The following is a 23,931-nucleotide window of genomic DNA, read 5'->3' on the forward strand; positions in this document are numbered from 1 at the left end:
GGCGGCAGCAGTCCATCCAGACCAGACACACGGAGGAGAGACACGTGGGGACCGTAACGCTCGGCGTTTCGATCGCGGTCCCGGAGCCGTGCGGCAGCGAGCTCCAGCAGCTGCGCGCCGGCTTCGGGGACGCCGCCGCGCACGGCATCCCCACGCACGTCACCCTCGTCCCGCCCACCGAGGTGGAGGCGGACCGGCTCCCCGGGATCCGCGCCCACCTGGCCCGGGTCGCCGCCGCCTCCCGGGCCTTCCGGATGCGGCTGGGCGGGACGGGCACCTTCCGCCCCCTCTCGCCGGTCGTCTTCGTCCAGGTCGTCGAGGGCGCCGAGGGCTGCACCCGCCTCCAGGGCGAGCTCCGCGACCCCGAGGGGCCGCTCGACCGCGAGCTGGCCTTTCCGTACCACCCGCACGTCACCGTCGCCCACGGGATCTCCGAGGAGGCGATGGACCTGGCGTACAAGACCCTCGCCGACTACGCGGCCGAGTGGGTCTGCGCGGGCTTCGCGCTCTACGAGCAGGGCTCGGACGGCGTCTGGCGCAAGCTGCGCGAGTACCCGTTCGGCACCGGTCCGGCGGGCCTTCCGGCACAGCACGGGTCACCTGCCGACGAAGCGGCGGGCACGGGCGTACCGCCCTCCTGACGGAGCGGCCGCAGGGCCTGGAGCGTGTGGAACCTGAGCCTGCGCAGGACCAGGGCGTGGAACGGGCGGTCCGTCCGGGGCACCTCGGGAAAAGTCACAGTCGACGACCGTAGTCCCAGAATCCGGCAATCCCGGCCATTTCCGATAGCGCAATTACGGTGACTTCATGGACTGGCTGACGAAACTCCCGGTGATCGGCCCCGCGGCGGCCCGTCTGATGCGCACCCACGCGTGGCGGTCGTACGAACGCCTCGACCGCGTGCACTGGACGCGGCTCGCCGCGGCGATCACCTTCATCAGCTTCCTCGCGCTCTTCCCGCTGATCACCGTGGCCGCCGCGGTCGGCGCCGGCCTCCTCGACCAGGAGCAGCTCGACCGGCTCCAGGAGAGCCTCGCGGAACAGGTCCCCGGCATCTCCGACCAGCTCGACCTCGACGCGCTCGTCGCGAACGCCGGCACCGTCGGCCTCGTCGCCGGCGCCCTCCTGCTCTTCACCGGCATCGGCTGGGTCGGCTCCATGCGGGACTGCCTGCGCGCCGTGTGGGAGAAGGACGACGAGGACGAGGGCAACCCGATCACCCGCAAGGGCAAGGACGGCCTGGTGCTGCTCGGCCTCGGCGGCGTCGGCCTCGCCTCGGCAGCGGCCTCGATCTTCGGCTCCAGCGCCGTCGGCAAGTCCGCCGAGTGGCTCGGGATCCCGCGGGAGGGCGCGGGCGGCGTGCTGCTGCGCTCCGGCGGCTTCCTCGTCGGCGTGCTGGCCGCGTTCCTGCTGCTGCTGTACGTCCTGACGCTGCTCCCCGGCGTCGAACCCCCGCGCCGCCGGCTGATCCAGGCCGCCCTCATCGGCGCGGCGGGCTTCGAGCTGCTGAAGCTGCTGCTCAGCGGCTATATCCGCGAGGTGGCCACGAAGAGCATGTACGGGGCCTTCGGCGTGCCGATCGCCCTGCTGCTGTGGATCAACTTCACGGCGAAGCTGCTGCTGTTCGTCGCGTCCTGGACGGCGACCCGCGACGACGAGTCCCCCCGAGACCGGCCGACCGAACCCTCCCGCGACGAGTCGGCCGAAGGCCCCCGCGACGAGTCGGCCGAAGCCCGCCGCGCCTAGGGGCGGCGGGCTCGGCCCCGGGGTCAGACGAGGTCCTCGTCGCGGCCGCGGGCGCCGCGCGGCCAGCGGCGGTTGACCGCGTAGGCGCCGGCCGCCAGCACGGCCAGCGCGGCGCCCGTGACACCGAGCGCGGTGCCGACCCCGCCCCCTCCCGCGGCGCCCGCCGCCGGGTTGTTCTCGTGGGACTGGGCCGGGGAGCCCACCGAGGTGGTGTCCGCGCTCTTCGGCGGCACCAGCTCTCCCACCGGCTTGACCTTGCCCAGCGCTCCGAAACCCCAGTCGAAGAGTGCGGCGGTCTCCTCGTACACCGAGTTCGCCCCGCCCGCGCCCGGGTTCATCACCGTGACCAGCAGCTTGCGCGAGCCCTTCTGGGCCGCGCCGGTGAAGGTGGAGCCGGCCATCGTCGTGTTGCCGTTCTTCACCCCGGCGATGCCCTTGTACGGGGAGATGCCACCCGCGCCCGTCATCAGCCGGTTGGTGTTCTGGATCTCGAAGTAGTCCCGCGGCTTCCCGGGCTCGTGCAGGCCGGGGAACCTGGCCTCGACCGTGCCGCAGTACTCCCGGAAGTCCTGCTTCTGCAGCCCGGAGCGGGCGATCAGCGTGAGGTCGTACGCGCTCGACACCTGCTCCGGGGCGTCGTAGCCGTCGGGCGACACCACGTGGGTGTCCAGCGCCTGGAGCTCCTCCGCGTGCGCCTGCATGTCCTTGACGGTCTTGTCGATGCCGCCGTTCATGGCCGACAGCACGTGCACGGCGTCGTTCCCCGACCGCAGGAACACCCCCAGCCACAGGTCGTGGACGCTGTACTCGTGGTCCTCCTTGACCCCGACCAGGCTGCTGCCCGGGCCCACGCCCTCCATGTCCTCCTCGGTGACCTTGCGGACCTGGTTCTTGGGCAGGCCCGGCAGCAGCGTGTCCGCGAAGAGCATCTTCATGGTGGAGGCCGGGGGGAGCCGCCAGTGCGCGTTGTGCGAGGCCAGCACCTCGCCGGACTCGGCGTCCGCCACGATCCAGGAGCGCCCCGTCAGGTTCGAGGGGAGGGCGGGCGCGCCGGGCAGCAGGTTGACCTGGGTGCCCGGCTGCCCGAGCCGCGCCCCGCCGACCGTGGACATGGAGACCGGGGGCGCGGGAGCGGCCTTCCCGGCCTTGCGCGGCTGCCCCTTCCCGTCGGCCGGCGCGGCCGGCGGCTTCGGCGCGGCGTGCGCGGGGACGGCCAGCACCGCGGGCACCAGCAGCGCGGCGGAAAGGACCGTCAGCGCGGTCTTCTTTACAGACACGCAGGTGAAAGTACCTTCCGATGGGCTGTGCGGCGTCTGGGACCGGCCCATTCGAGGCGACCACCGCCGGGACAGCCCACCCCGGCGCGTCCGTTCCGGGGACCGATCCGATACTGGGGCCATGAAACTCAGCCGTACCGCTTCCTGGTTCCTGCTCTCCTTCGGAGTGTGGAGCTGGTTCATCTGGGTGTCTTTCGTCCGGAACCTGTGGAAGGACGGCAGCGGCCAGGCGTTCGACGCGGCGGGCGACCCCACCACTTACTTCTGGGTGCACCTGGCGCTCGCGGTGACGTCCCTTCTCCTGGGGACGGCTGTCGGAGTGATCGGGTTGCGCGGGGTGCGGGCGCTGCGGCGCGCGTCCGTCGAGGAGCGCAGCGCATGAGAACCGTCCTGTTCGTGCTGGTCGCGCTCGCGGTCGTGGCCCTCCTGGTGCTGGTCCACCGCTGGCTGTGGATCCGGCTGGTCCGCGACACCACGGCCCCCGGCGGCCTGCCCCGCCGCATCGGCACCGTCTCGGCCATCGCCCTGCCCCTCCTCTCCCTGGCCGCGCTGACCGCGGGTCGCGCGGGCGCGCCCTTCCCGCTCCAGCAGGCCGTGTCCTGGCCGGGGTTCCTCTGGCTGGCGGTACTGCTGTACCTGACCCTGACGATGCTGGTCGCCGAGCCGATCCGCGCGCTGTCGCTCCGCCGACTGGCCCACCGGGTCACCTCAGGGGTGGCGCAGACGGCACCCGAGAGCGCCCGGCAGGACGGCGCGGGCGCGGGCGCGGCGACCGCGACCGCCGTCGCCGAGCCCGTCGCCCCGGCCGCCGCCCCCGCCGCGTCCGCCGAGGCGGCGGCGCACGAGCCGACCCGCCGCCGCTTCGTCGCGCGCACCCTGGGCGGGGCGGCCGCCGCCGTCGCCCTCGGGACCGTCGCGAACGGGGCGTACGGCCCGCACGGCGTGCTGCGCGGGCCCGGCGTGCGCCGGGTGCGGGTCCCCCTGGCCAAGCTGCCGCGCGCCGCGCACGGCTTCAGGATCGCCGTCGTCAGCGACGTGCACCTCGGCCCGATCCTCGGCCGCGCCCATACCCAGCGGATCGTCGACACCGTCAACCGGACCCGGCCCGACCTCATCGCCATCGTCGGCGACCTGGTCGACGGAGACGTCGAGGACCTCGGGCGGGCCGCCGAGCCGCTGCGCGGGCTCACCGCCCGGTACGGCACCTACTTCGTGACCGGGAACCACGAGTACTTCTCCGGCGCCCAGCAGTGGATCGACCACGTGCGCGAGCTGGGGCTGCACCCGCTCGAGAACGCCCGCCAGGCGCTCCCCTACTTCGACCTCGCCGGGGTGAACGACATCGCGGGCGAGAGCGAGGGCCACGGCCCCGACTTCACGGCGGCCCTCGGCGACCGCGACCGCGCCCGTACCGCCGTGCTCCTGGCCCACCAGCCCGTGGTGATCCACGACGCGGTCCGGCACGGCGTGGACCTGCAGCTCTCGGGCCACACCCACGGCGGCCAGCTCTGGCCCGGCAACCACCTGGCCGAGCTCGCCAACCCCACCGTGGAGGGGCTGGAGCGGTACGGCGACACGCAGCTGTGGGTGTCGCGCGGCGCCGGCGCCTGGGGGCCCCCGGTCCGCGTCGGCGCGCCGTCCGACATCACCGTCGTCGAACTGGCCTCCTACCAGGCATGAGCAGGCCGCGGCGGCCGCGGCCCGTGCCCCTCCGGCGGGCCCCGGGCGGGGACGGGCGCCCGGGGCGCGTCGACCGGTCGCGGACCCCTACGCGTTCGGTGCCGGCGCGGGCTCGCAGTCCGCATCCGGCCCAGGCTCGCGGTCCGGCGTCGCAGCGCGCTTGCGGGCGGCCGCCGTGGTCGTCTGCGCCATGCCGGGCAGGAAGTCCGCGAACAGTTCGTGCACTTCGCGCACCAGCGGCCGCAGCACCCGGAACCGGGCCAGCACTATGCCCCGCGTCGTCAGCTGCGCGCCGCGCTCCGCGAGCCGCCGCGTCTTCTCGCTGTTCGGCGACCGGTCGAAGACCCAGTAGAGGACCAGGCCCATCTGCGAGAGCCACATCAGCTCGGGCAGTACGTCGGCCAGTTCGGCCGGCACCTTCGTCTTCGCCCCCGCGAGCACCTCGCGGTGGATGTCGATGGCCGCCTGCCGCGCGTCCCGCGACTCCGGCGAGAAGGGGCTGAGCGGACTCTCCGGGTCGGCCGCGTTCTTGAAGAACTGGGAGGCGAACTCGTGGTACGGGGCCGCGATGTCCATCCAGCTCGTCAGCACGCCCGCGAGCCGCTTCTGCAGATCGGTCTCGTTGTCCAGGATGGGCCGGACCGCCGCCTGATGGGCGGCCCCGATCCGGTCGTAGAACCCCTGGACCAGGTGTTCCTTCGATTCGAAGTAGTAGTAGGCGTTGCCGACCGAGACACCGGCCTCCTTCGCGATACCCCGCATCGTCGTCTTGTCGAAGCCGCGCTCCTGGAAGAGACGGAGCGCGGTTTCGAGGATGAGCGTGCGGGTCTGCTCGCTCTTGGGAGCCTTCTGATCAGTCACGGTGTACGAGCCTATCGGGGGACGGAACACTGGTCGTCACAGGCCGGGTCCTGCGCCCCCTGCGGGTGACCGTCGGTCCGTACCGCGGCCCGCCACTTCGAGGCCGCGTACATGGCGGCCCTGGCGAAGGGCCGCCCCGCCGGGGTGACCAGCCAGTCCGCGCGCGGCCGGTGTTCGACCAGCGCCCACAGGCACACGATGAAGGCGTCGGTCCCCTTCCACACCTGGCCGGAGTCCCCGATCACGGTGATCTCCCGCAGCGTCGACTCGTGGTCGAGGCCGGGGAACCGGCGCCGCGCCTCGAAGGACGCGGCGGGGACCAGCCGCAGGGGTACCAGTCGGCGCTGGACGAGCAACCAGTGCCTGATGTGCACGCACAGCGGGCAGTTCGCGTCGTAGAGCACGGTCAGGTGCCGCACCGCCGGCCCGGGCGCCGCCACCGGTCAGGCCCCGGCCGGAGCGGTCCACCCCTGCGGGGCGACCGGCGGGGTCTGCTGGCGCTCCAGGATGCCCCGGCGGCGCATCTTGTTCAGGACCCAGACGTTGCCGAGGTGCATCACCCCGAGGACCAGCAGCACGACGCCGAGCTTGACCGAGAGCGCCTCGAAGAGGTGCCGGGCCTCGGTGATCTCCTCTCCCGAGCGGAGGTAGAGGGTCACGAAGCCGATGTTCACCAGGTAGAAGCCGACCACCAGGAGCTGGTTGACGGCGTCGGCGAGCTTCTCGTTCCCCTGGAGGACGTCGCCGATGAAGACCCGGCCGTTGCGGCTGAGCGTACGGGCGACCCAGACGGTGAGCCCGATGCTGATGAGCAGGTAGATGACGTACGCGACAACGGTGAGGTCCATGTCCCCAGCCCCCTTGAACGTGTTCAACTGCTGACAGTCATGACTGTAGGGCTTTTTTTGAACATGTTCAAGCGAAGGAGGGGGCTGCCTCAGCCGTTCCGCCCGTGGGCCGCGCCGTTGCCGCGCGAGGGGTTCAGGAGGCCGCGCGCGGCTGCACCCACAGGGCCTCCGCGAAGGCGCAGAGGTCGCCGGACGACGTGGCCAGGGCCGTGCCGACCGTGTACTTGCGGCCCTCCGAGCCGAGCAGCCAGGAGTACGTGACGAGGCCCCCGCCCACCGGGACCGGTCGCAGCAGCCGCGCGGTGAGCGCCGCCGTGACGGCGCCGGGCGGACGTCCGCCGAGCAGGCGCCCGGCCGCGTTCCCCGGGCAGTCCAGCGCCCCCCACACCAACTCGGGCGGCAGCAGGCCGTCGGCGTCGCCCAGCGCGGGCGAAGGCGTCCACGCGGTGGCGACCAGGCCGGGGTCGCCCGGCACCGCTCCGCAGTGCTGGCGCAGCCCCGTGGCGGGCGTACGGTCCAGGCCGCAGCCGAAGCAGTCCGTCGACCCCTCCGGTGGGGCCGCCCGGTAGGCCTCGGCCGCCGCGGAGGCCAGCTCCCAGGACGGCGGCTCGGGCACGGCGGCCGCCTCCGTGCGCAGCTCGGCCGGTGTCGCGGCGGCCAGCAACTGCTCCCCGCCGATGAGTTCGACGCCGCCGTCGGCCGCCGCGGCCAGCCGGACCGGCGTCCCGGTGGGCACCGGGCGGCGGAAGTCCACCCGTACGGTCTTCGCCGCGGCCCGCCCGGCGAGCACGCCCGCCACGTAGCCGCCGAAGGCGACGCCCGGGTATCCGCAGAGGTGGTCCGGAACGGTGATCGTCTCGAAGTCGGTCATGGCGCCACTCCATCACACCCCCGGCCCGGTCCCCGGGGTCCCCTCGAACTCGGTGGACAGCCCACCGGACCCTGTCCGATAGTCCGCCGTATGACTTCTCTCGTACGCCACATCACGTTCGACTGCTCCGACTCCTACGCCCTGGGCCGGTTCTGGGCCGGCGTGCTCGACGGCGCGCTCTCCGACGACGACGTCCCCGGCGACCCGGAGGCCCTGGTCACGGCGCCCGGTACGGCGCTGCTGTTCGTGACCGTGCCGGAGGGCAAGGCCGTGAAGAACCGGGTGCACCTGGACCTCCAGCCGCAGGACCGCACCCGCGACGAGGAGGTGGACCGCATCCTCGCCCTGGGCGCCACCGTCGTCGGCGACCACCGCAACCCCGACGGCGCGGGCTGGGTGACGCTGGCCGACCCTGAGGGCAACGAGTTCTGCGTGGAGCGCAGCGCGGCCGAGCGGGGGAAGTGACCCGGCCCGGAAAACGCCTGCGCCGGCCGGAAGCCGGCCGGCGCAGGGTGTGCCAGCCCGGGTTTCAGGATCCGTAGAAGCCGGCGATGTCGGCGATGAGGGCGACCGACCCCGCGTTGTTGTAGAAGCCGACCTTCCCGTTCACGACGGGCACCACGACCAGGTTGGGGATCGTCTGCCCCAGGCAGTCCGTCTGCCCGGCGGTGGCGAACGCACCCGCGTGGCGCCCCTCGGCGACGGCGGCGCAGTCCTGCGCGACCGGCGCGGCCTGTGCCCCGCCCGCTGGCAGCAGGAGTGCGCCGAGGACGGCGAACAGGCACGTCAGAACAGTGGAAACCGGGCGTCTTGCAGACGCCGAGGCCGTTGGCATGAACCCCTCAGGGTGATGTGCGACGAGCGATGGTCGCACACCCGGTCGAGGTGGTCGGACACGGCACCTCGTGAGTCGAGTGCCATCCGCCCGGTTCGTCGGAGGGCACGCTTCCGGAGATCCTCAGCGGGCCGGGCGGAGGAACTCCAGCAGCAGGGCCGTGGTCACCGCGGGGCGTTCCAGGGAGGGCAGGTGGCCCGCCCAGGGGAGTTCCACGTGGCGTGCGCCCGGGACGAGGTCCGGCAGTTCGGCGGCGACGCGGCGGAAGTCGGGGAGGTCGTGGGCGCCGCCCACGGCGAGGGTCGGCGCGGTGACGGCGCCGAGGTCGACGTTTTGCGCGGGCAGTTCGTGGTCCCCGGCGGGGAGCAGGGCGTTGCGGAAGTTCCGCAGCTGCATGACCCGTACCAAGGCGTGCGCGGCTTCGTCGGCTTCCGGGCCGAGCCAGGTTCGGGCGTTCAGCGCGGCCGCGCCCTCCAGGTCGCCCGCCTCCAGCAGGGCGTCCTCGGCGGCGCCGAACTCCTTCACCTCGGGGCTGTCGGGCCGGAACCCCGGGCGGCCGGCGCAGAGCAGGGCCAGGCGGGTCACCCGCTCCGGGTGGAGCGCGGCGACCCGCAGGGCGACGTGCCCGCCGTAGGAGGACCCGACGAGCGCCGCGCGGGCGAGGCCGAGCCGGTCCATCAGGGCGACGACGTCGCCGTCGTCGCTGTACGGCTCCCGCGCGGCGGGGGAGTCCCCGCAGGTCCGGAAGTCGAACCGGACCACGCGGAAACCGGCTTCGGCGAGCGGCCCGCACTGCGGGTCCCACATGCGCCGGTCGCAGACGGAGGAGTGCAGCAGCAGGACGGCGGGCCCGTCGGCGGGCCCCGACACCTCATGGGAAACGGTCATCCCGTGATCTTCGCCGGTCCCGGCCGGTGTCCGCCACCGCGTTCGAGGCGTCAGATGCTCAATGACCGGGCGAAGTTGAGCTGGGACATCACCCACGGGTAGGTGTTCTGGTCCTGGGCCGGGATCATCGTGGAGTGGTGGCGGCCCCCGCTGGTCACCGTGATCTGGATGTAGCCCGTGGTCTTCTTCTCCTTCATCAGGAGGAAGAGCAGGCCGAGCAGGCAGAACAGGAAGAAGATGACGGCCAGGATGATCGCGTGGGTCGGGATCTTCTCCTCGGTGCGGGAGAAGTCCGTCGCGTTCCACATTGCGCCCCGGAGCGGCATCGTGCCCGACGGGGTGATGATCTGGTCCCCCGCGATGGTGATGTCGCCGAGGGACATGCCGGCGCCGCCGCCGATGGGTGCGGGGACGGGGGCCGGCAGGCCGGCGCCCATGGTCGGCTGGTAGGCCGGGGGCGCGGGGTGGGGGTAGCCGTAGCCCGCCTCGCCCGGGCCCCACTGGTAGTCGCCCTGACCGGGTCGGCCCGGCTGGCCGCCGTAACTCGGGTCGCCTGCGTACGGATTCGGCTGCTGCTCGCTCATGCGGCCGATCCTTCCACAGCGGGCGCCCGCCCCGTACCCCCGTGAGCCGGTCGGTCGAAGCACGCGCGAGGCCCCGCGCCCGGAACGACTTCCGGGTGCGGGGCCTCGCATGCGGCCGCTGGGGCCGAGGGGTCAGAAGCGGCGCGTGATCAGCGCCCGCTTGACCTCCTGGATCGCCTTCGTGACCTCGATGCCGCGCGGGCAGGCATCGGTGCAGTTGAACGTGGTGCGGCAACGCCACACGCCGTCCTTGTCGTTGAGGATCTCCAGGCGCTGCTCGCCCGCTTCGTCACGGCTGTCGAAGATGAAGCGGTGCGCGTTCACGATCGCCGCCGGGCCGAAGTACTGGCCGTCGTTCCAGAACACGGGGCACGAGGACGTGCAGGCCGCGCACAGGATGCACTTCGTCGTGTCGTCGAACCGCTCGCGGTCCTCCGCCGACTGCAGGCGCTCACGCGTCGGCTCGTTGCCCGTGGTGACCAGGAACGGCATGACGTCGCGGTACGCCTGGAAGAAGGGCTCCATGTCGACGACGAGGTCCTTCATCACCGTGAGGCCCTTGATGGCCTCGACGGTGATCGGCTTCTCCGGGTTGATGTCCTTGATCAGCGTCTTGCAGGCGAGCCTGTTCTTGCCGTTGATCCGCATCGCGTCGGAGCCGCAGATGCCGTGCGCGCACGAGCGGCGGAAGGTCAGCGTGCCGTCGAGGTCCCACTTGATCTTGTGGAGACCGTCGAGCACGCGCTCCTTCGGGTCGATCTCGATCTGGAAGTCCTGCCACTGCGCCTCGTCCGAGATCTCGGGGTTGAAGCGGCGGATCCGGAACGTGACCGTGATGTACGGAGAGGCCGCGGCCGCGCTCTCCATCGCGTCCGTCTTGGACAGGGTCGGGGTGGCCATCAGTACTTACGCTCCATCGGCTGGTAGCGGGTGACGACGACGGGCTTGTAGTCCAGCCGGACGGAGTCCTTGCCGTCGGCGCCGACCTCGCGGTACGCCATGGTGTGGCGCATGAAGTTGACGTCGTCGCGGTTCGGGTAGTCCTCGCGGTAGTGACCGCCGCGGGACTCCTTGCGCGCCAGCGCGGACACGGCCATGACCTCGGCCAGGTCGAGCAGGTTGCCCAGCTCGATGGCCTCCAGCAGGTCCGTGTTGAAGCGCTTGCCCTTGTCCTGGACGGACACGTTCTTGTAGCGCTCGCGCAGCTCGGCGATCTTGTCGACCGCCGTCTTGATGGTCTGCTCCGTACGGAACACCATCACGCACGCGTCCATCGTCTCCTGGAGCTCCAGCCGCAGGTCGGCGACCCGCTCGTGGCCCGTGGAGTTGCGCAGCTGCTCGACCAGGTCGATGACCTGCTGCGCCGGGTTCTCCGGCAGCTCGACGAAGTCGTTGGCGTGGGCGTACGCGGCGGCCGCGATGCCCGAGCGCTTGCCGAAGACGTTGATGTCCAGCAGCGAGTTGGTGCCCAGGCGGTTCGCGCCGTGCACCGACACGCACGCGACCTCGCCGGCCGCGTACAGGCCCGGGACGACGGTGGTGTTGTCGCTGAGGACCTCGCCCTCGACGTTGGTCGGGATGCCGCCCATGGCGTAGTGCGCGGTGGGCTGGATCGGGATCGGGTCGGTGTACGGCTCGATGCCCAGGTAGGTGCGCGCGAACTCGGTGATGTCCGGGAGCTTCGCGTCGAGCTGCTCCGGCGGCAGGTGCGTCAGGTCCAGGTACACGTGGTCGCCGGCCGGACCGCAGCCGCGGCCCTCGCGGATCTCGGTGTAGATGGAGCGCGAGACGACGTCACGGGACGCGAGGTCCTTCATGACCGGCGCGTACTTCTCCATGAAGCGCTCGCCGTCCTTGTTGCGCAGGATGCCGCCTTCACCGCGGGCGCCCTCCGTCAGCAGGATGCCCATGCGCCAGATGCCCGTCGGGTGGAACTGGAAGAACTCCATGTCCTCCAGGGGCAGGCCGCGGCGGTAGCAGGCCGCCTGGCCGTCACCGGTGAGGGTGTGCGCGTTGGAGGTCACCTTGAAGAACTTGCCGGTGCCGCCGGAGGCGTAGATGACGGACTTGGCCTGGAACACGTGGATCTCGCCGGTGGCGAGCTCGTACGCGACCACACCGGCCGACTTCTTGACGCCGTCCTCCTCGACCAGGAGCTGGTCCAGGACGTAGAACTCGTTGAAGAACTCCACGCCCTCCTTCACACAGTTCTGGTACAGCGTCTGGAGGATCATGTGACCGGTGCGGTCCGCGGCGTAGCAGGACCGGCGCACCGGGGCCTCGCCGTGGTTGCGCGAGTGGCCGCCGAAGCGGCGCTGGTCGATGGTGCCGTCCGGGGTGCGGTTGAACGGCAGGCCCATCTTCTCCAGGTCGAGGACCGCGTCGATGGCCTCCTTCGCCAGGATCTCGGCGGCGTCCTGGTCGACCAGGTAGTCACCACCCTTGACCGTGTCGAAGGTGTGCCACTCCCAGTTGTCCTCCTCCACGTTGGCCAGCGCCGCGGCCATGCCGCCCTGCGCGGCGCCCGTGTGGGAGCGGGTGGGGTAGAGCTTCGTCAGCACGGCGGTGCGGCTGCGCTTCGTCGCCTCGATGGCGGCGCGCATGCCCGCGCCGCCCGCGCCGACGATGACGGTGTCGTACTTGTGGATCTTCATTGGTTTCGCCTCAGCCCCGTTGCCTAGCGGATGTTCGGGTCGAAGGTGAAGATCACCAGCGTGCCCAGAAGGATGGTGAACACCGTGGCGGTGTAGAGCAGGCCCTTCAGCCACAGCCGCGTGTTGGCGCGCTCCGCGTAGTCGTTGATGACGGTACGCAGACCGTTGGCGCCGTGCAGCATGGCCAGCCACAGCATCAGCAGGTCCCAGACCTGCCAGAACGGGGAAGCCCACCGGCCCGCCACGAAGGCGAAGCCGATCTTGGAGACGCCGCCGTCGAGCACCAGCTGGATCAGCAGGTGGCCGATGACGAGGACGACGAGGACGATGCCCGAGAGGCGCATGAAGAGCCACGCGACCATCTCGAAGTTGCCGCGGGTGGAGCGCGGGGTCTTGCCCGTGCGCTTGCGCGGCGCCTCGATGTACGGCGCCGGGTTGTCGACGTCGTAGAGGGTCGCGCCCTCCACGTCGCCGATGACCTTGGCGGAAGAAGTGTCAGAAGACATGCGTGTCACTTCCCGAACAGTTCAAGGTAGGCGTGGCTGAGGATGGGGTAGATGGCCCCGATCATCAACGCGATCCAGATGCCCACGACGTACCAGAGCATGTGCTTCTGGTAGCGCGGGCCCTTGGACCAGAAGTCCACGGCGATGACACGGAGACCGTTGAGCGCGTGGAACAGGATTGCGGCGACGAGGCCGTACTCCAGCAGCGCGACGATCGGCGTCTTGTAGGTAGCCACGACATCGTCGTACGCCTCGGGGGAGACGCGGACGAGTGCGGTGTCGAGGACGTGTACGAACAGGAAGAAGAAAATGAGGACGCCGGTGACTCGATGAGCCACCCAGGACCACATTCCTTCCCGGCCGCGGTACAACGTTCCAGCCGGCACGGAAAACCCTCCGGAAGCGGGGCGGGGGCCAGCCGGCTTCTTTGTCGGTCGGGCCCGGCCGGGTACGGTCCTCCGGCCCCGGACATCGTAGCGACGCTTTGTCGGTTCCTTCGCGCGGGGGCCATCGGTGTGATCAAACAGGCTCGGACGGACTATCCGACAGGGGCGAATAGCCCCATTTCCGCCCCGGTCGGACCATCGGAAGCCGTGAGCCGATGTGTCAGGTCGCACAGTCGGGCTTGCGCGAGGCGGCGCAGCTCGTCGGCGGAGACCGAGCGCTCCTCGTCCACGTCGTGCGCCATCCGGCGGCGGATCGCGGCGAGCAGCTGGTCGGCCTGCTCCTCGGGGGTGGTTCCCTCGAAGCAGATCACGAAGGCGTGGCCGAACGTGCGCTCGTACTCCGCGTGGCCCGCGCCGAGGGCCAGTACGGCCGCGTACGGGGCGCCGCGCCCCAGCTCCGCCGGGACCTCGGCGGCCAGTGCCTCCGCCAGGTCCGCGTGCGAGAGGTCGTACGAGGCTTCGTCCGCGGCGGCGAGCAGGGCGTCGGTGTCGGGGTACGGGCGGTGCGCGGCGACCCGGTGGGCCCAGCGGCGGCTGCCGCAGCACTGCATCAGCGCCGCCTCGGCCGCTTCGGGGGACAGGGCGTTGAACCGGGCCAGCCCGGGGCCGCGCGAGGGGGCGGGGCGTCCGCGGGCCTGTGCCGGAAGGGGGCTGGACAGCGGGGGGCTCCTCGGGGCGTGGCGCGGGTGTGCTGCCACGCTAGCGAGGCCGGGTGGGGTGTGTCGTACGCATTCGGGGAATTCACCCGGAAGTGAGCCGAAAGGATGAGGGGTGCACCATGGATGAGGACCGATGGTGGGCCGGACGGCGGAGAGGGTCCGGGAAGGGGAGGGCGGCCGAGGCCGCCACCCCCCACAGGAGAGGCCCCGGCCACCATCCGTCACGGGCTCGTGCGACAAGCCCGTACCCCTGTCAGCGCCGCGGGTGCGTTTTGTGTCACACCTCGCTCCGCGCAGGCTTGGTTGCTCGTTGTACATCTCGTGGACGACGGTGCTTGAAAGCCGTAACGTGCTGATTTGCGCCACACGTACAGGACAGTGAACGGGTTGGGGACTTTGCTGGGGGACGACGCGGGGCTGACCGCCGCGGTGCTCGCGGCACAGGACGGCGAAGAGGACGCGTTCCGTGCTGTGTACCGCGCCGTGCACCCACGCCTGCTCGGATACGTCCGAACGCTCGTCGGCGACGGCGACGCGGAGGACGTGACCTCCGAGGCGTGGTTGCAGATCGCCCGCGACCTGGGCTCCTTCACCGGTGACGCCGACCGCTTCCGCGGCTGGGCCGCCCGCATCGCCCGCAACCGGGCCCTGGACCACATCCGCATGCGCGGCCGCCGCCCCGCCATCGGCGGCGACGACACCGAGCTCACCGGGTGGGCCGCCGACTGCGACACCGCCGGCGCCGCGATGGAGTCCCTCTCCACCGGGAGCGCCATGGCGCTCATCGCCCAGCTGCCGCAGGACCAGGCGGAGGCCGTGGTCTTGCGCGTCGTCGTCGGCCTGGACGCAAAGAGCGCGGCCGAGACCCTCGGCAAGCGGCCGGGCGCCGTACGGACCGCCGCCCACCGGGGCCTGAAGAAGCTGGCGGAGCTGCTCGGCCCGGACGGCGCGGAGGGCGGATTCGAGCCCGACCCGGACCGGGGCGGGGGCCGCGGCTCGGAGCCGGGCACCCGTGTCGGCCATAATGCCGGTGGCCAGGCACGGGACGGCAGGGGCGGGAGGGATCTCGACGCCGTACCCGCGCAGCGCGGCCACGGCGGGGGACTCGTAGAACAAACCGGTGTGACGCATTCACGTTGGCGGACGCAGAAGGACATGTGATGGCCGACGAGCGCGACAGGTGGCTGGACGGAGCCGCCGCGGACGGACTGCTGCGCGGCGAACCGGTGGAGCCGGTGGGTCCGGCCGCAGACCCGCGCGCCCGGGAGCGAGCCGCCCGGCTGCGGGCCGCGCTCGACGCCCTCGCACCGGCCGCTCCGGCGGCCGGAGAACTGCCCGGCGAGGCCGCGGCCGTGGCCGCCTTCCGCGCCGCCCGCCCCGGACGTGCTCCCGCGGCCTCGTCCCCGTCGTCCGCGGCCGCCTCCTCCGCCGCGGGTGCGACCCGCTCCGCGGAACCCCTGGTCTCCCTCGGCCGCGCCGCCGGCCGCCGGCTGCCCGCGCCCCGGCGCTCCCGGGCGGTGCGCTTCGGCCTCGCGGCGGCACTGGCGGGCGTCGCGGTCGGCGGCCTCGCCGCGGCGGGCGCCGGGCTGCTGGACCGGCCGGTGCGCGACGCCGCGGGTCCGGGGCCGGCGATGTCCGTGAGCGCGGACGGCGACCCGGCCCAGGAGGACGGCGCGGGCTCGACGCTCGACCCGCAGCTGCGCCCCACCCCGCTGCGGGACGGCTCGGGCCCCGAGGCTTCCCCCGGCACCACGCCTCCGCCCGGCACGGACGGGTTCACCGACCCCGGCGGCGACCCGCGGACCGCGGGCTCGGCCGGCACGACCGCCACCGGTGGTACGGGCAAGGGCGCGGGCGGCAAGGACGACGGCGCCGACCGGGGCGAGAACGGCACGCTCCGTGCGGACGGACTCCCGGACGGCTCCGGCGACGCCTCCACCAGCCGGGACCGCGACCGGGACCGGGAGAACCAGCGCCGGGCGGTGGACCTGTGCCGGGAGTACCGGGCCGGCCACCTCGACGACGACCGGCGCGAGCGGCTTTCGCGCCTGGCCAAGGGCCTGGCGCGGATCCCGTACTACTGCGAGGCGCTGCTCGACGGGGTCGTGCACGACGGGCGCATGAGCGGCCCGAGCGCGCCGGCGGCCGGCGGGAGCGTCCGGGCTCCCGCGCCGGTCACGTCCCGCCTGTAACACTTTTCGAATCAGCGGCGCAGTACACAACGAGCCGACTGGTCATCGGCCGCGCATGAGCCGGGGTTCCCCCCGTACCTCTGGGCTCTGCGCAACCGGCGCGGGCGGGGCACGTTCCCCCGGCCCTGCCCGCGCCTCTGACATCCCGACCGGGCAGCCCGCGCCGCGCCGGCATCACCAGTAGACGACGACCTTGTCGCCGACCTGCATCTGGCCGAAGACCGAGGCCAGCTTGCCCTTGTCCCGGACGTTCACACAGCCGTGCGAGGCACCCGCGTAGCCGCGGGCCGCGAAGTCGGACGAGTAGTGCACCGCCTGGCCGCCGCTGAAGAACATCGAGTACGGCATGGACGTGTGGTAGAGCGTGGACGTCCACTCCTTCTCCTTGCGGTCCACCTTGAAGACGCCCTCGCGGGTCGGGGTGTTCTCCGAACCGAAGCGCACGTCCATGGTGGAGACGATCTTGCCGTCGATCATGAAGGCGAGGGTGCGGCTCTCCTTGCTGATGCACATGACCCGGCCCTCCATGCAGCGCGGGTCGGGCGCGTCCGCCTCGTTGACCGTCGGCGGGCGCAGCTCGTCGGCGGTGGGCTTCTTCGTGGCGCCCTGGATCTTCTTCCAGGTGGCCTCGTCCACCGAACCGGTGGGGTTGAGCCCGTTCTTCGACTGGTAGGAGCGCACGGCCGCGGTGGTCTTGGTGCCGTAGAAGCCGGTGGGCGCCACCGACATCAGCTTGAGCTGCTTCAGGCGGGCCTGGAGCTCGCGCACCTGCTCGCTGTCGTCGCCGTTGGCCATGACCTGCTTCACCGTGGGCGAAGGAGACGCGGACGGGGACGCCGAGGCGGAGGCCGAGGCCGACGGCGACGCGGACGGCGAAGCCGGCTTGTCGTCGGTGGACGGTGAGGATTCGGGGGAGGCGCCCGCCGTGGGCGAAGAGGGGGCCGAGGAGCTGGAGCCGGTGGACTCCGACTTCTCCGGCCCACAGGCGGTCGCGGCGAGCGCGACGGCGGTGGCCACCCCGAGCGTGCGGAATATGACTCTCTGGCGGTGCATCAGCAGTCCCCCGATTTCTACGACGTGTACCTAGGTGATGCTCCGCGCGCGTGGACAGTTGCACTGGGTCGCCGGATGTTGCGCCATTGTGACCAGCAGTCGTCCGCAGCCTTACGGGGCGGGACGGTTCTACCAGTCCCGGGCCCGGTCGTTCCACGGAGGTCTTCGTCACATGGCACGCACCGAGAGCGGAATTCCCGTCGAACCCGTCTACGGGCCCGGCGACCTGACGGGGTGGATCCCGCGGGTCGAGCTGGGACAACCAGGCGATTTCCCCTACACCAGGGGGATTTATCCCACCATGTACACCGGTCGGCCCTGGACGATGCGGCAGTACGCCGGCTTCGGCACGGCCGCCGAGTCCAACGCCCGCTACCGCCAGCTCATCGCGGGCGGCGGGACCGGGCTGTCCGTCGCCTTCGACCTGCCGACCCAGATGGGCTACGACTCCGACGCACCCCTCGCGCACGGCGAGGTCGGCAAGGTCGGGGTGGCGATCGACTCCCTCGACGACATGCGGACGCTGTTCGACGGGATCCCCCTCGACCGGGTCTCCACCTCCATGACCATCAACGCGCCCGCCGCGCTGCTCCTGCTCCTCTACCAGCTGGTGGCGGAGGAGAAGGGCATCTCGGGCGCGCAGCTGACGGGCACCGTCCAGAACGACGTGCTGAAGGAGTACATCGCGCGCGGAACGTACATCTTCCCGCCCGAGCCCTCCCTGCGGCTCACGGCCGACACCTTCCGCTACTGCCGGGCCGAGGTCCCCAAGTGGAACACCATCTCCATCTCCGGCTACCACATGGCCGAGGCGGGCGCCTCGCCCGCGCAGGAGGTGGCCTTCACCCTCGCCGACGGCATCGCCTACGTCCGCGCGGCGCTGGAGGCCGGGATGGCGGTCGACGAGTTCGCGCCCCGGCTCTCCTTCTTCTTCGTCGCCCGCACCACCCTGCTGGAGGAGGTCGCGAAGTTCCGTGCGGCCCGGCGGATCTGGGCCCGCCTCATGCGCGAGGAGTTCGGCGCGCGCGACCCGAAGTCCCTGATGCTGCGCTTCCACACGCAGACCGCCGGTGTCCAGCTGACGGCGCAGCAGCCGGAACTGAACCTCGTACGGGTGACCGTGCAGGCGCTGGCCGCCGTCCTGGGCGGTACCCAGTCGCTGCACACCAACTCCTTCGACGAGGCCATCGCGCTGCCCACCGAGAAGTCCGCCCGCCTCGCGCTGCGCACCCAGCAGGTCCTCGCCCACGAGACCGACGTGCCGCACACCGTGGACCCCTTCGCCGGGTCGTACGCCGTGGAGCGGATGACCGGCGACCTGGAGGCGGCCGTGCTCGACCTGATGGCGCAGGTCGAGGCCCGGGGCGGCGCGGTGGCCGCGATCGAGGCCGGGTTCCAGAAGGCGGAGATCGAGCGCAACGCCTACCGCATCGCCCGGGAGACCGACGCGGGGGAGCGGGTGGTGGTCGGGGTCAACCGCTTCGCCCTGGACCAGGAGGAGCCGTACGAGCCGCTGCGTGTGGACCCCGGTATCGAGGCGCGGCAGTGCGCGGCGCTGGCGCGGCTGCGCTCCGAGCGCGACGGGGAGGCCGTGGACGCGGCGCTGGCGCGGCTGAGGGAGGCGGCCGCGGGGACGGACGCGAACGTGCTGTACCCGATGAAGGAGGCTCTGCGGGCGCGGGCGACGGTGGGGGAGGTCTGCGGTGCGCTGCGGGAGGTGTGGGGGACGTACACGCCGGCCGGCCCCCTGTGGTGACACCGGCCTTCTGACAGGTGCGTCCCCATGGGACACTCCTGCGCATGCTGGGTGTGACAGATCTTCCGACCTATCTCGCCGGCCTGGTGCTGATCGTCCTGCTGCCGGGCCCCAATTCGCTCTACGTGCTGTCCGTCGCCGCGCGCCGCGGGGTGAAGGAGGGCTACAAGGCCGCCTCCGGGGTGTTCACCGGGGACACCGTGCTGATGGTGCTGACCGCGGCGGGCGCGGGGGCGCTGCTCCAGGCGAGCCCCCTGCTGTTCACCCTGGTGAAGTTCCTCGGCGCCGGCTACCTCGCGTGGCTGGCGGTGGGGATGATGCGGGCCGCCCGCGGGATGTGGCGCGACCGCAGGGCGCGGCAGGAGGAGCTGCTCACCGGCGCGGAGCCGGCCGGCGGGCTGGAGCGGCCCTACCGGCGGGCGCTGGTGGTGAGCCTGTTCAACCCGAAGGCGATCCTCTTCCTGCTGTCCTTCTTCGTTCAGTTCGTGGACCCCGACTACGCCTACCCCGCACTGTCGTTCCTGCTGCTCGGTGCACTGTCGCAAGCGGCGAGCCTGCTCTACCTGTCGACGCTGATCTTCACCGGGACCAGGCTGTCCGCCGCGTTCCGCCGCCGCAGGCGGCTGTCGGCCGGGGCCACCTCGGCGGCGGGCGTGCTGTTCCTCGGGTTCGCGGCCAAGCTCGCCACCGGCTGAGGCGCCCGGCCGGGCCTGCCGTCCGGGGCCCGCTCAGCGCAGGACCCGGCGCAGCCGCCGGGCCACGCGCCGCGCGGCCCGGCTGCGCGGCAGGAACGACAGCCGGGCCGGGATGCCGCCGGGCAGGCCCAGCGCGGTCAGCCGGCGGCGCGTGAAGTACCGCCGGGAGCGGTCGGTCAGGTGCCGGGACAGGTACGCCTCCGCCCCCGGGCGGCGGGCGGCGAGGATCTGCGGCTGCATGGTGAACCCGACCGCCGTCAGCAGTCCGGCCGGCCCGGCACCGACCCGCTCGGGCGTCGGCAAGCTCCAGGCGCGCACCGCGTCCGCGTCGGCCAGGTCGGGGAGCAGGGCGTCCACCAGGACCAGGGGCACCCGGTTGCTGTTGGGGTACGGCGTCAGGCGGGCCAGTACGGCCTCCGTCCCCGTCCGCGCCACCGGGAGCCCGTACAGCGTGGCGGCGGTCAGCAGCCCGGTGGAGAAGCAGCCGACGACCAGGGCCGGGCGCAGCCGCTGGTAGAGGGTCTCGGCCAGGTACGGCGTGCCCACCACGGTCAGCCGGGCGCCGAGCCGCTCGGCCTCCTCCCGCGCGCGGCGCAAGGAGGCGGCCGGGGCGCTGGGGTGCGGCTTGAAGACCAGCTCGGTGTGGCCGAGGGCGTGCGCCCCGCGGACCATCGCGACGAGGAGCTCCTCCTCCTGGTCCGGGGTCATGAGGTCCAGCGCCGAGAGGTACTGCCCGAGCAGGAGGGCCGGGGACGGCCCGATGCCGTCGAGGGCGGTGTCCCGGGAGGGCTCCCGGGCGGGCAGTTCCGCCAGCACCTTCACGAACGCCTCCGATGGCACGAGCTCGACCCGCGCACCGAACTCGGTGAGCAGCAGCGGTTGCAGTCCCGGGATGAGGTCCAGGTGCAGGACGCGCCGTACGCGCATCCCCAGCTGCGGGTCGAGGCGGACGCGCGTGGGCCCGTAGCTCATCAGGCCGTCCGCGTACACGTCGACGGCGGCGCCGGGGAAGATCCGGCACAGGGCCTGGGCGGGCGGCACCTGGAGGGACTCCACCACCAGTTCGACCCGGTCCTCGCCGAGCCGCCACAGCGCGCGCAACTGCCTCTCCCACAGCGGGACGTCCTCCGTGCGGGGGCTCCAGGTGCTCGGGTGCTGCGGTTCGATGACGCGGTTCCAGTCGAGCACCTCGTCGAAGCGCGGGCGCAGCGCGTCGAAGCCGGGCATGCCCGCCGGTCCGGGGCTGACCTCGGCGGTGACGGCGTGGTTGCTGGTCAGCAGGATCCGGCGGGCGGAGGGCGCGAAGAGCCCCGCGTCGATGCCCGCCGCCAGGGTGGCGGCCCCGTAGAGGGTGGAGGCCAGGAAGATCTGGGTGGGCATCAGGCGTTCGCCCCCGGGGCGGTCGGACGGGCGTTCGTGCGGGAGGCCGCGCGGGACGCCACGCGGGACGCCGCGCCGCGGCGGCCGCGACGCACGCGGCGCAGCAGGGCCGAGCGCTCTGCGTCCATCGAGTCCAGGACCTGGTCCAGCACGTCCCGGGGCATGCGGCCCAGCGCGTCCGTGCTCAGTGAGCGGAGTTGCGCGGCCACGTCCGATTCGAACCTCTCGATGGATCCGACATGATGCGCGATGACCGCGCAGTACGTCCGGACGGCTTTCGGGAGCAATGCCTCGGATTCCACGTCCGCGGCGGTGTCCGCGAGCACCTGGTCGAATGCCCGGATGAAATCGAGCTGTCGTTCGTCGCCGATCTGCGTCAAAGAGGTGGCAATTCCGCGCCGGTAGAAGACCCCGGGCATTCCGACCGCGGCGAAGGAAGCGGCCCGCCGGTGCAGGCGCCAGATCCACGGCCGGTCCTCCGCCGTCCGCAGGCCGTCGGTGAAGTGCAGCAGCCCGCGGTCCAGCAGCCGCCGGTGGTACATCCCGGCCCAGGCGTACGGGTAGTCCACCGAGGTGGTCCGGTCGGCGGGCAGGATCGCGGTGCGCGGATCGGCGACGACCGACTGCGGGCCGTAGGGGACGCGCTGCACGCTCCGCGTCCTGCCGGTGCACCGCACATGGTCGGTGCGGATGAAATCGCAGTTCAGGGCCTCGATGGCGGCCAGAGTCCGGGCCAGGTGGCCCGGGGCGAGCCAGTCGTCCCCGTCGAGGAAGGCCAGGTACTCCCCGCTCGCCGCGTCCAGTCCGGTGTTCCGGGCGGTGGCCAGGCCGCCGTTGCGCCCGCGCCCGAGGAGCACCGCCCCGGGCAGCTCGCGCGCCGCCCGCTCGAGCAGGCCGCGCGTCCCGTCCGTGGAGCAGTCGTCGACGAGCAGGAACTCGAAGTCGTCCCGGGCGTTGAGTTCGAGGCTCCTCAGGGCATCCGGTGCGTAGGTCCGCACGTTGTAGAACGGCACGATGACGGAGAGCTTGGGCACCCGTGAGACATTAGGACGCCGTCCGGCATTCACCGTGGCCCGCATGCGGATATCGCGTGAACGGCCGGCGGCAGGGGCGTGAACCCGCCCGCTTTCGCATTCCGTCGGTGCGTTGTTCACCGGTTGTTGCGCGCTCGTTGGGCCGGTCACCGAAGGGGCGCAATAGCTTCTGCCGCGTGCCAGAACGCAAACGCGTCGCCGTCCTCGCCGATTCCGACACGCGATGGAAATGGGGTGCCCTCACCGCCCGCCGTCTCGTGCCCGACCACCGGCCCGCCGGATTCCTGCTGCGCGGGCGCGCCACGCCCACCGCGCGCCAGCTCGGCGAGGTGGGCGTCCCGGGTGCCCCACCGGACGAGGTCACCTGCGCGCAGTTCCTGGCCGAGATCGGGCGGGAGCGCTACGACGTGGTCGTCCTCGCCCTGGTCGGCGGAGCCGTGCAGGCCGTCCTGCACGGCGCGCGCGCCCTGTGGCCCGAACCGGCCCGCCGCCCCGTGCTCGTCACGGGCTACGTGGGTGTCGTGTACGAGAAGCTCGCCGACGGCCTGCTGCTGCGGCACGGCGCCGACCTCGTGCTGGCCAACTCCCGCCACGACGCGGCCCGGTTCCGAGCCGTGTACGAGGGGGTCGGCGCGGACGCCGGAGCCGTCACCGAGACCGCACTGCCCTTCCTCGGCGGGGCGCCGTACGAGCCCGCCGGATCGCGGGCCCGGAGGGTCGTGTTCGCCGTCCAGCCCTCCGTGCCCGACCACCGCGCCGACCGCGCCTACCTGCTGGAGCGGGCGGCCGGGCACGCGAGGCTGCACCCGGACCGCGAGGTGCTGGTGAAGCTGCGCAGCCGCCCCGGAGAACACACCACGCACCTGGAGGAGCAGCCCTACCAGCGGCTCGCGGCCCGCCTCCCGGGCGGGCTCCCGCCCAACTGCCGTCTGGTGTACGGGAACATGGGCGAGGTCCTGGACGGCACCGACCTGCTGGTCACCGTCTCCTCCACCGCCGCCCTGGAGTCCCTGCACCGCTCCATCCCGACGGCCGTCCTCACCGACCTCGGCATCCGCGAGGCCCTCGGCAACCACCACTTCCTGGGCTCGGGCTGCCTCGCCTCGTGGGACCAGCTCGACGCCGGTCTGCTCCCGCGGGCAGACGCGGACTGGCTGGCGGCCCAGGGGGTCCTACCGGCCGCTGCCGCTGCCCCGTCCTCGGCTCCGGCCGCTGCCGCTGCCCCGGCCGCCCGGAAGGCCGCCGACCCCGCGGACGCCTTCCCCGCGACCGCCGACGCCTACGCCGCCGCCCGGGACAAGGTCGCCGCGCTGCTGGCCGAGCCCCTCCTGCCCTCGCCCGACCCCTACTACACGCTCACGACCGCCCCCCGGTACCTGCCCGCGATCCTCGCCCGGCAGCACCTCGCGCCCGACGGCACCCCGCTGCCCGGCGCCGTGCGGGCGACGGCCGGCCGGTCCCGCCTGCGGCGGCTGCTCCGCGCCCGCCTGCGCGACGCCGCCCGCGGTGCCTACCGGCACGGCGTGCAGCGCGTGGCCCCCGCGATCCGGCGGATGGGGGAGCTGTGAACCGGCGCGTCCTCGCCGTCATCCCGGCGCGCGGCGGTTCCAAGGGGATCCCCGGCAAGAACCTCGCCGAGGTCGCCGGCACCCCGCTCGTCGCCCGCGCCGTGCGGGCCTGCCTCGCCGCACCGACCGTCACCGACGTGGTGGTCTCCACCGACTCCGCGGAGATCGCCCGAGCCGCCCGGGCCGCGGGCGCCGGCGTGGTCGTCCGCCCCGCCGTGCTCTCCGGCGACACCGCGAGCAGCGAGGCCGCCGTCCTGCACGCCCTCGCCGCCTTCGAGGCACTGCACTCCGTCTGCGTGGAGGTGGTCCTCCTCGTCCAGTGCACCAGCCCCTTCCTGGCCGCCTCCGACGTCGAGGCGGTCGCCGCGGCCGTCGCCTCCGGCGCGGCCGACTCGGCC

The 23,931-nt window shown here is 72.6% G+C and carries 26 protein-coding genes and 1 pseudogene; 11 read left to right on the top strand and 16 right to left on the bottom strand.

The features are described from left to right. Nucleotides 1-44: 44 nt before the first annotated feature. Both AC07FY_RS21395 and AC07FY_RS21400 read left to right on the top strand, forming a co-directional pair. Nucleotides 45-641, top strand: coding sequence for a 2'-5' RNA ligase family protein (locus AC07FY_RS21395; protein ID WP_479008468.1), 597 nt, complete (start codon nt 45-47; stop codon nt 639-641). Between the two features lie 166 nt (nt 642-807). Further along, the gene (locus AC07FY_RS21400) at nt 808-1,746 is read left to right on the top strand and encodes a YihY/virulence factor BrkB family protein (protein ID WP_479008470.1); all 939 of its coding nucleotides are present in this window, start codon (nt 808-810) and stop codon (nt 1,744-1,746) included. Nucleotides 1,747-1,769: 23 nt separating this feature from the next. Here AC07FY_RS21400 and AC07FY_RS21405 read toward each other — a convergent pair whose 3' ends face one another. Then, entirely contained in the window at nt 1,770-3,023 is a 1,254-nt protein-coding gene (locus AC07FY_RS21405; RefSeq protein ID WP_479008472.1) for a D-alanyl-D-alanine carboxypeptidase family protein, read from the bottom strand. 121 nt (nt 3,024-3,144) lie between these two features. On the opposite strand from AC07FY_RS21405, the gene AC07FY_RS21410 reads away from it, so the two are divergent. Continuing rightward, the gene (locus tag AC07FY_RS21410) at nt 3,145-3,405 is read left to right on the top strand and encodes an SCO4848 family membrane protein (protein ID WP_479008474.1); all 261 of its coding nucleotides are present in this window, start codon (nt 3,145-3,147) and stop codon (nt 3,403-3,405) included. Next, nucleotides 3,402-4,703, top strand: a complete 1,302-nt coding sequence (locus tag AC07FY_RS21415) for a metallophosphoesterase (protein WP_479008476.1) — start codon at nt 3,402-3,404, stop codon at nt 4,701-4,703. Before AC07FY_RS21410 ends, AC07FY_RS21415 begins: the two co-directional genes overlap by 4 nt. Nucleotides 4,704-4,790: 87 nt before the next feature. On the opposite strand, the gene AC07FY_RS21420 is transcribed toward AC07FY_RS21415, so the two are convergent. The 4 genes from AC07FY_RS21420 to AC07FY_RS21435 all read right to left on the bottom strand — a co-directional run bounded on the left by AC07FY_RS21420 (nt 4,791) and on the right by AC07FY_RS21435 (nt 7,283). Next, nucleotides 4,791-5,564 carry a TetR family transcriptional regulator gene (locus tag AC07FY_RS21420; RefSeq protein WP_479008478.1) on the bottom strand — a complete coding sequence of 258 codons (774 nt, stop codon included), beginning with the start codon at nt 5,562-5,564 and terminating at the stop codon, nt 4,791-4,793. 11 nt (nt 5,565-5,575) lie between these two features. Continuing rightward, nucleotides 5,576-6,004, bottom strand: a complete 429-nt coding sequence (locus tag AC07FY_RS21425) for a thiol-disulfide oxidoreductase DCC family protein (RefSeq protein WP_479008480.1) — start codon at nt 6,002-6,004, stop codon at nt 5,576-5,578. Between the two features lie 3 nt (nt 6,005-6,007). Beyond that, a complete protein-coding gene (locus AC07FY_RS21430) occupies nt 6,008-6,412 on the bottom strand; it encodes a hypothetical protein (RefSeq protein WP_479008482.1) in 405 nt (134 codons plus the stop codon). Nucleotides 6,413-6,545: 133 nt separating this feature from the next. Further along, nucleotides 6,546-7,283 (bottom strand): hotdog fold domain-containing protein, encoded by a 738-nt coding sequence (locus tag AC07FY_RS21435; protein WP_479008484.1) that lies wholly within the window; start codon nt 7,281-7,283, stop codon nt 6,546-6,548. Nucleotides 7,284-7,373: 90 nt separating this feature from the next. Here AC07FY_RS21435 and AC07FY_RS21440 point away from each other — a divergent pair, with 90 nt between their 5' ends. Next, nucleotides 7,374-7,748: a VOC family protein gene (locus tag AC07FY_RS21440; protein WP_479008486.1), complete on the top strand. Its 375-nt coding sequence runs from the start codon at nt 7,374-7,376 to the stop codon at nt 7,746-7,748. A 64-nt stretch (nt 7,749-7,812) separates the two neighbouring features. Here the strand turns inward: AC07FY_RS21440 and AC07FY_RS21445 are convergent, their stop codons facing one another. The 8 genes from AC07FY_RS21445 to AC07FY_RS21480 form a co-directional block, all read right to left on the bottom strand. After that, nucleotides 7,813-8,118 carry a hypothetical protein gene (locus AC07FY_RS21445; RefSeq protein WP_479008488.1) on the bottom strand — a complete coding sequence of 102 codons (306 nt, stop codon included), beginning with the start codon at nt 8,116-8,118 and terminating at the stop codon, nt 7,813-7,815. Nucleotides 8,119-8,241: 123 nt separating this feature from the next. Beyond that, nucleotides 8,242-9,006, bottom strand: coding sequence for an alpha/beta fold hydrolase (locus AC07FY_RS21450; protein ID WP_479008490.1), 765 nt, complete (start codon nt 9,004-9,006; stop codon nt 8,242-8,244). Nucleotides 9,007-9,056: 50 nt separating this feature from the next. After that, nucleotides 9,057-9,590 carry a hypothetical protein gene (locus AC07FY_RS21455; RefSeq protein WP_479008492.1) on the bottom strand — a complete coding sequence of 178 codons (534 nt, stop codon included), beginning with the start codon at nt 9,588-9,590 and terminating at the stop codon, nt 9,057-9,059. 132 nt (nt 9,591-9,722) lie between these two features. After that, nucleotides 9,723-10,490 carry a succinate dehydrogenase iron-sulfur subunit gene (locus tag AC07FY_RS21460; protein WP_479008494.1) on the bottom strand — a complete coding sequence of 256 codons (768 nt, stop codon included), beginning with the start codon at nt 10,488-10,490 and terminating at the stop codon, nt 9,723-9,725. Further along, complete coding sequence (sdhA, locus tag AC07FY_RS21465; protein ID WP_479008496.1) at nt 10,490-12,244, bottom strand: succinate dehydrogenase flavoprotein subunit; 1,755 nt, start codon at nt 12,242-12,244, stop codon at nt 10,490-10,492. The genes AC07FY_RS21460 and sdhA overlap by 1 nt, the downstream gene beginning before the upstream one ends. A 23-nt stretch (nt 12,245-12,267) precedes the next feature. Further along, complete coding sequence (locus tag AC07FY_RS21470; RefSeq protein WP_479008498.1) at nt 12,268-12,750, bottom strand: succinate dehydrogenase hydrophobic membrane anchor subunit; 483 nt, start codon at nt 12,748-12,750, stop codon at nt 12,268-12,270. Nucleotides 12,751-12,755: 5 nt separating this feature from the next. Beyond that, nucleotides 12,756-13,136 (bottom strand): succinate dehydrogenase, cytochrome b556 subunit, encoded by a 381-nt coding sequence (gene sdhC / locus AC07FY_RS21475; RefSeq protein ID WP_384216667.1) that lies wholly within the window; start codon nt 13,134-13,136, stop codon nt 12,756-12,758. Nucleotides 13,137-13,288: 152 nt separating this feature from the next. Continuing rightward, nucleotides 13,289-13,894: a 2-oxo-4-hydroxy-4-carboxy-5-ureidoimidazoline decarboxylase gene (locus AC07FY_RS21480; RefSeq protein ID WP_479008500.1), complete on the bottom strand. Its 606-nt coding sequence runs from the start codon at nt 13,892-13,894 to the stop codon at nt 13,289-13,291. Nucleotides 13,895-14,251: 357 nt separating this feature from the next. On the opposite strand from AC07FY_RS21480, the gene AC07FY_RS21485 reads away from it, so the two are divergent. Both AC07FY_RS21485 and AC07FY_RS21490 read left to right on the top strand, forming a co-directional pair. Further along, nucleotides 14,252-15,016, top strand: a complete 765-nt coding sequence (locus tag AC07FY_RS21485) for an RNA polymerase sigma factor (RefSeq protein ID WP_479008721.1) — start codon at nt 14,252-14,254, stop codon at nt 15,014-15,016. Then, on the top strand, nt 15,016-16,047 hold the full coding sequence (locus tag AC07FY_RS21490) for a hypothetical protein (protein ID WP_479008502.1): 1,032 nt from the start codon (nt 15,016-15,018) through the stop codon (nt 16,045-16,047). Before AC07FY_RS21485 ends, AC07FY_RS21490 begins: the two co-directional genes overlap by 1 nt. A gap of 174 nt (nt 16,048-16,221) precedes the next feature. Here AC07FY_RS21490 and AC07FY_RS21495 read toward each other — a convergent pair whose 3' ends face one another. Beyond that, on the bottom strand, nt 16,222-17,100 hold the full coding sequence (locus AC07FY_RS21495; RefSeq protein ID WP_479008504.1) for a L,D-transpeptidase family protein: 879 nt from the start codon (nt 17,098-17,100) through the stop codon (nt 16,222-16,224). A 172-nt stretch (nt 17,101-17,272) separates the two neighbouring features. Between AC07FY_RS21495 and AC07FY_RS21500 the strand changes: the two genes are divergently transcribed. Together AC07FY_RS21500 and leuE are read left to right on the top strand one after the other, a co-directional pair. Continuing rightward, nucleotides 17,273-18,856, top strand: a complete 1,584-nt coding sequence (locus AC07FY_RS21500; RefSeq protein ID WP_479008506.1) for an acyl-CoA mutase large subunit family protein — start codon at nt 17,273-17,275, stop codon at nt 18,854-18,856. 44 nt (nt 18,857-18,900) lie between these two features. Continuing rightward, entirely contained in the window at nt 18,901-19,551 is a 651-nt protein-coding gene (gene leuE / locus AC07FY_RS21505; protein ID WP_479008508.1) for a leucine efflux protein LeuE, read from the top strand. A gap of 33 nt (nt 19,552-19,584) precedes the next feature. Here the strand turns inward: leuE and AC07FY_RS21510 are convergent, their stop codons facing one another. Together AC07FY_RS21510 and AC07FY_RS21515 are read right to left on the bottom strand one after the other, a co-directional pair. Next, complete coding sequence (locus AC07FY_RS21510; RefSeq protein ID WP_479008510.1) at nt 19,585-20,931, bottom strand: polysialyltransferase family glycosyltransferase; 1,347 nt, start codon at nt 20,929-20,931, stop codon at nt 19,585-19,587. Continuing rightward, nucleotides 20,931-21,965 carry a glycosyltransferase family 2 protein gene (locus AC07FY_RS21515; RefSeq protein ID WP_479008512.1) on the bottom strand — a complete coding sequence of 345 codons (1,035 nt, stop codon included), beginning with the start codon at nt 21,963-21,965 and terminating at the stop codon, nt 20,931-20,933. The genes AC07FY_RS21510 and AC07FY_RS21515 overlap by 1 nt, the downstream gene beginning before the upstream one ends. Before the next feature lie 176 nt (nt 21,966-22,141). Between AC07FY_RS21515 and AC07FY_RS21520 the strand changes: the two genes are divergently transcribed. Continuing rightward, complete coding sequence (locus tag AC07FY_RS21520; RefSeq protein ID WP_479008514.1) at nt 22,142-23,533, top strand: DUF6716 putative glycosyltransferase; 1,392 nt, start codon at nt 22,142-22,144, stop codon at nt 23,531-23,533. Beyond that, nucleotides 23,530-23,907 (top strand): annotated as a pseudogene (locus AC07FY_RS21525) (acylneuraminate cytidylyltransferase family protein); the annotation flags it as partial. The gene AC07FY_RS21520 and the pseudogene AC07FY_RS21525, both read left to right, overlap by 4 nt. Nucleotides 23,908-23,931: the final 24 nt, after the last annotated feature.

It is taken from the genome of Streptomyces sp. NPDC045967 (assembly GCF_056430495.1).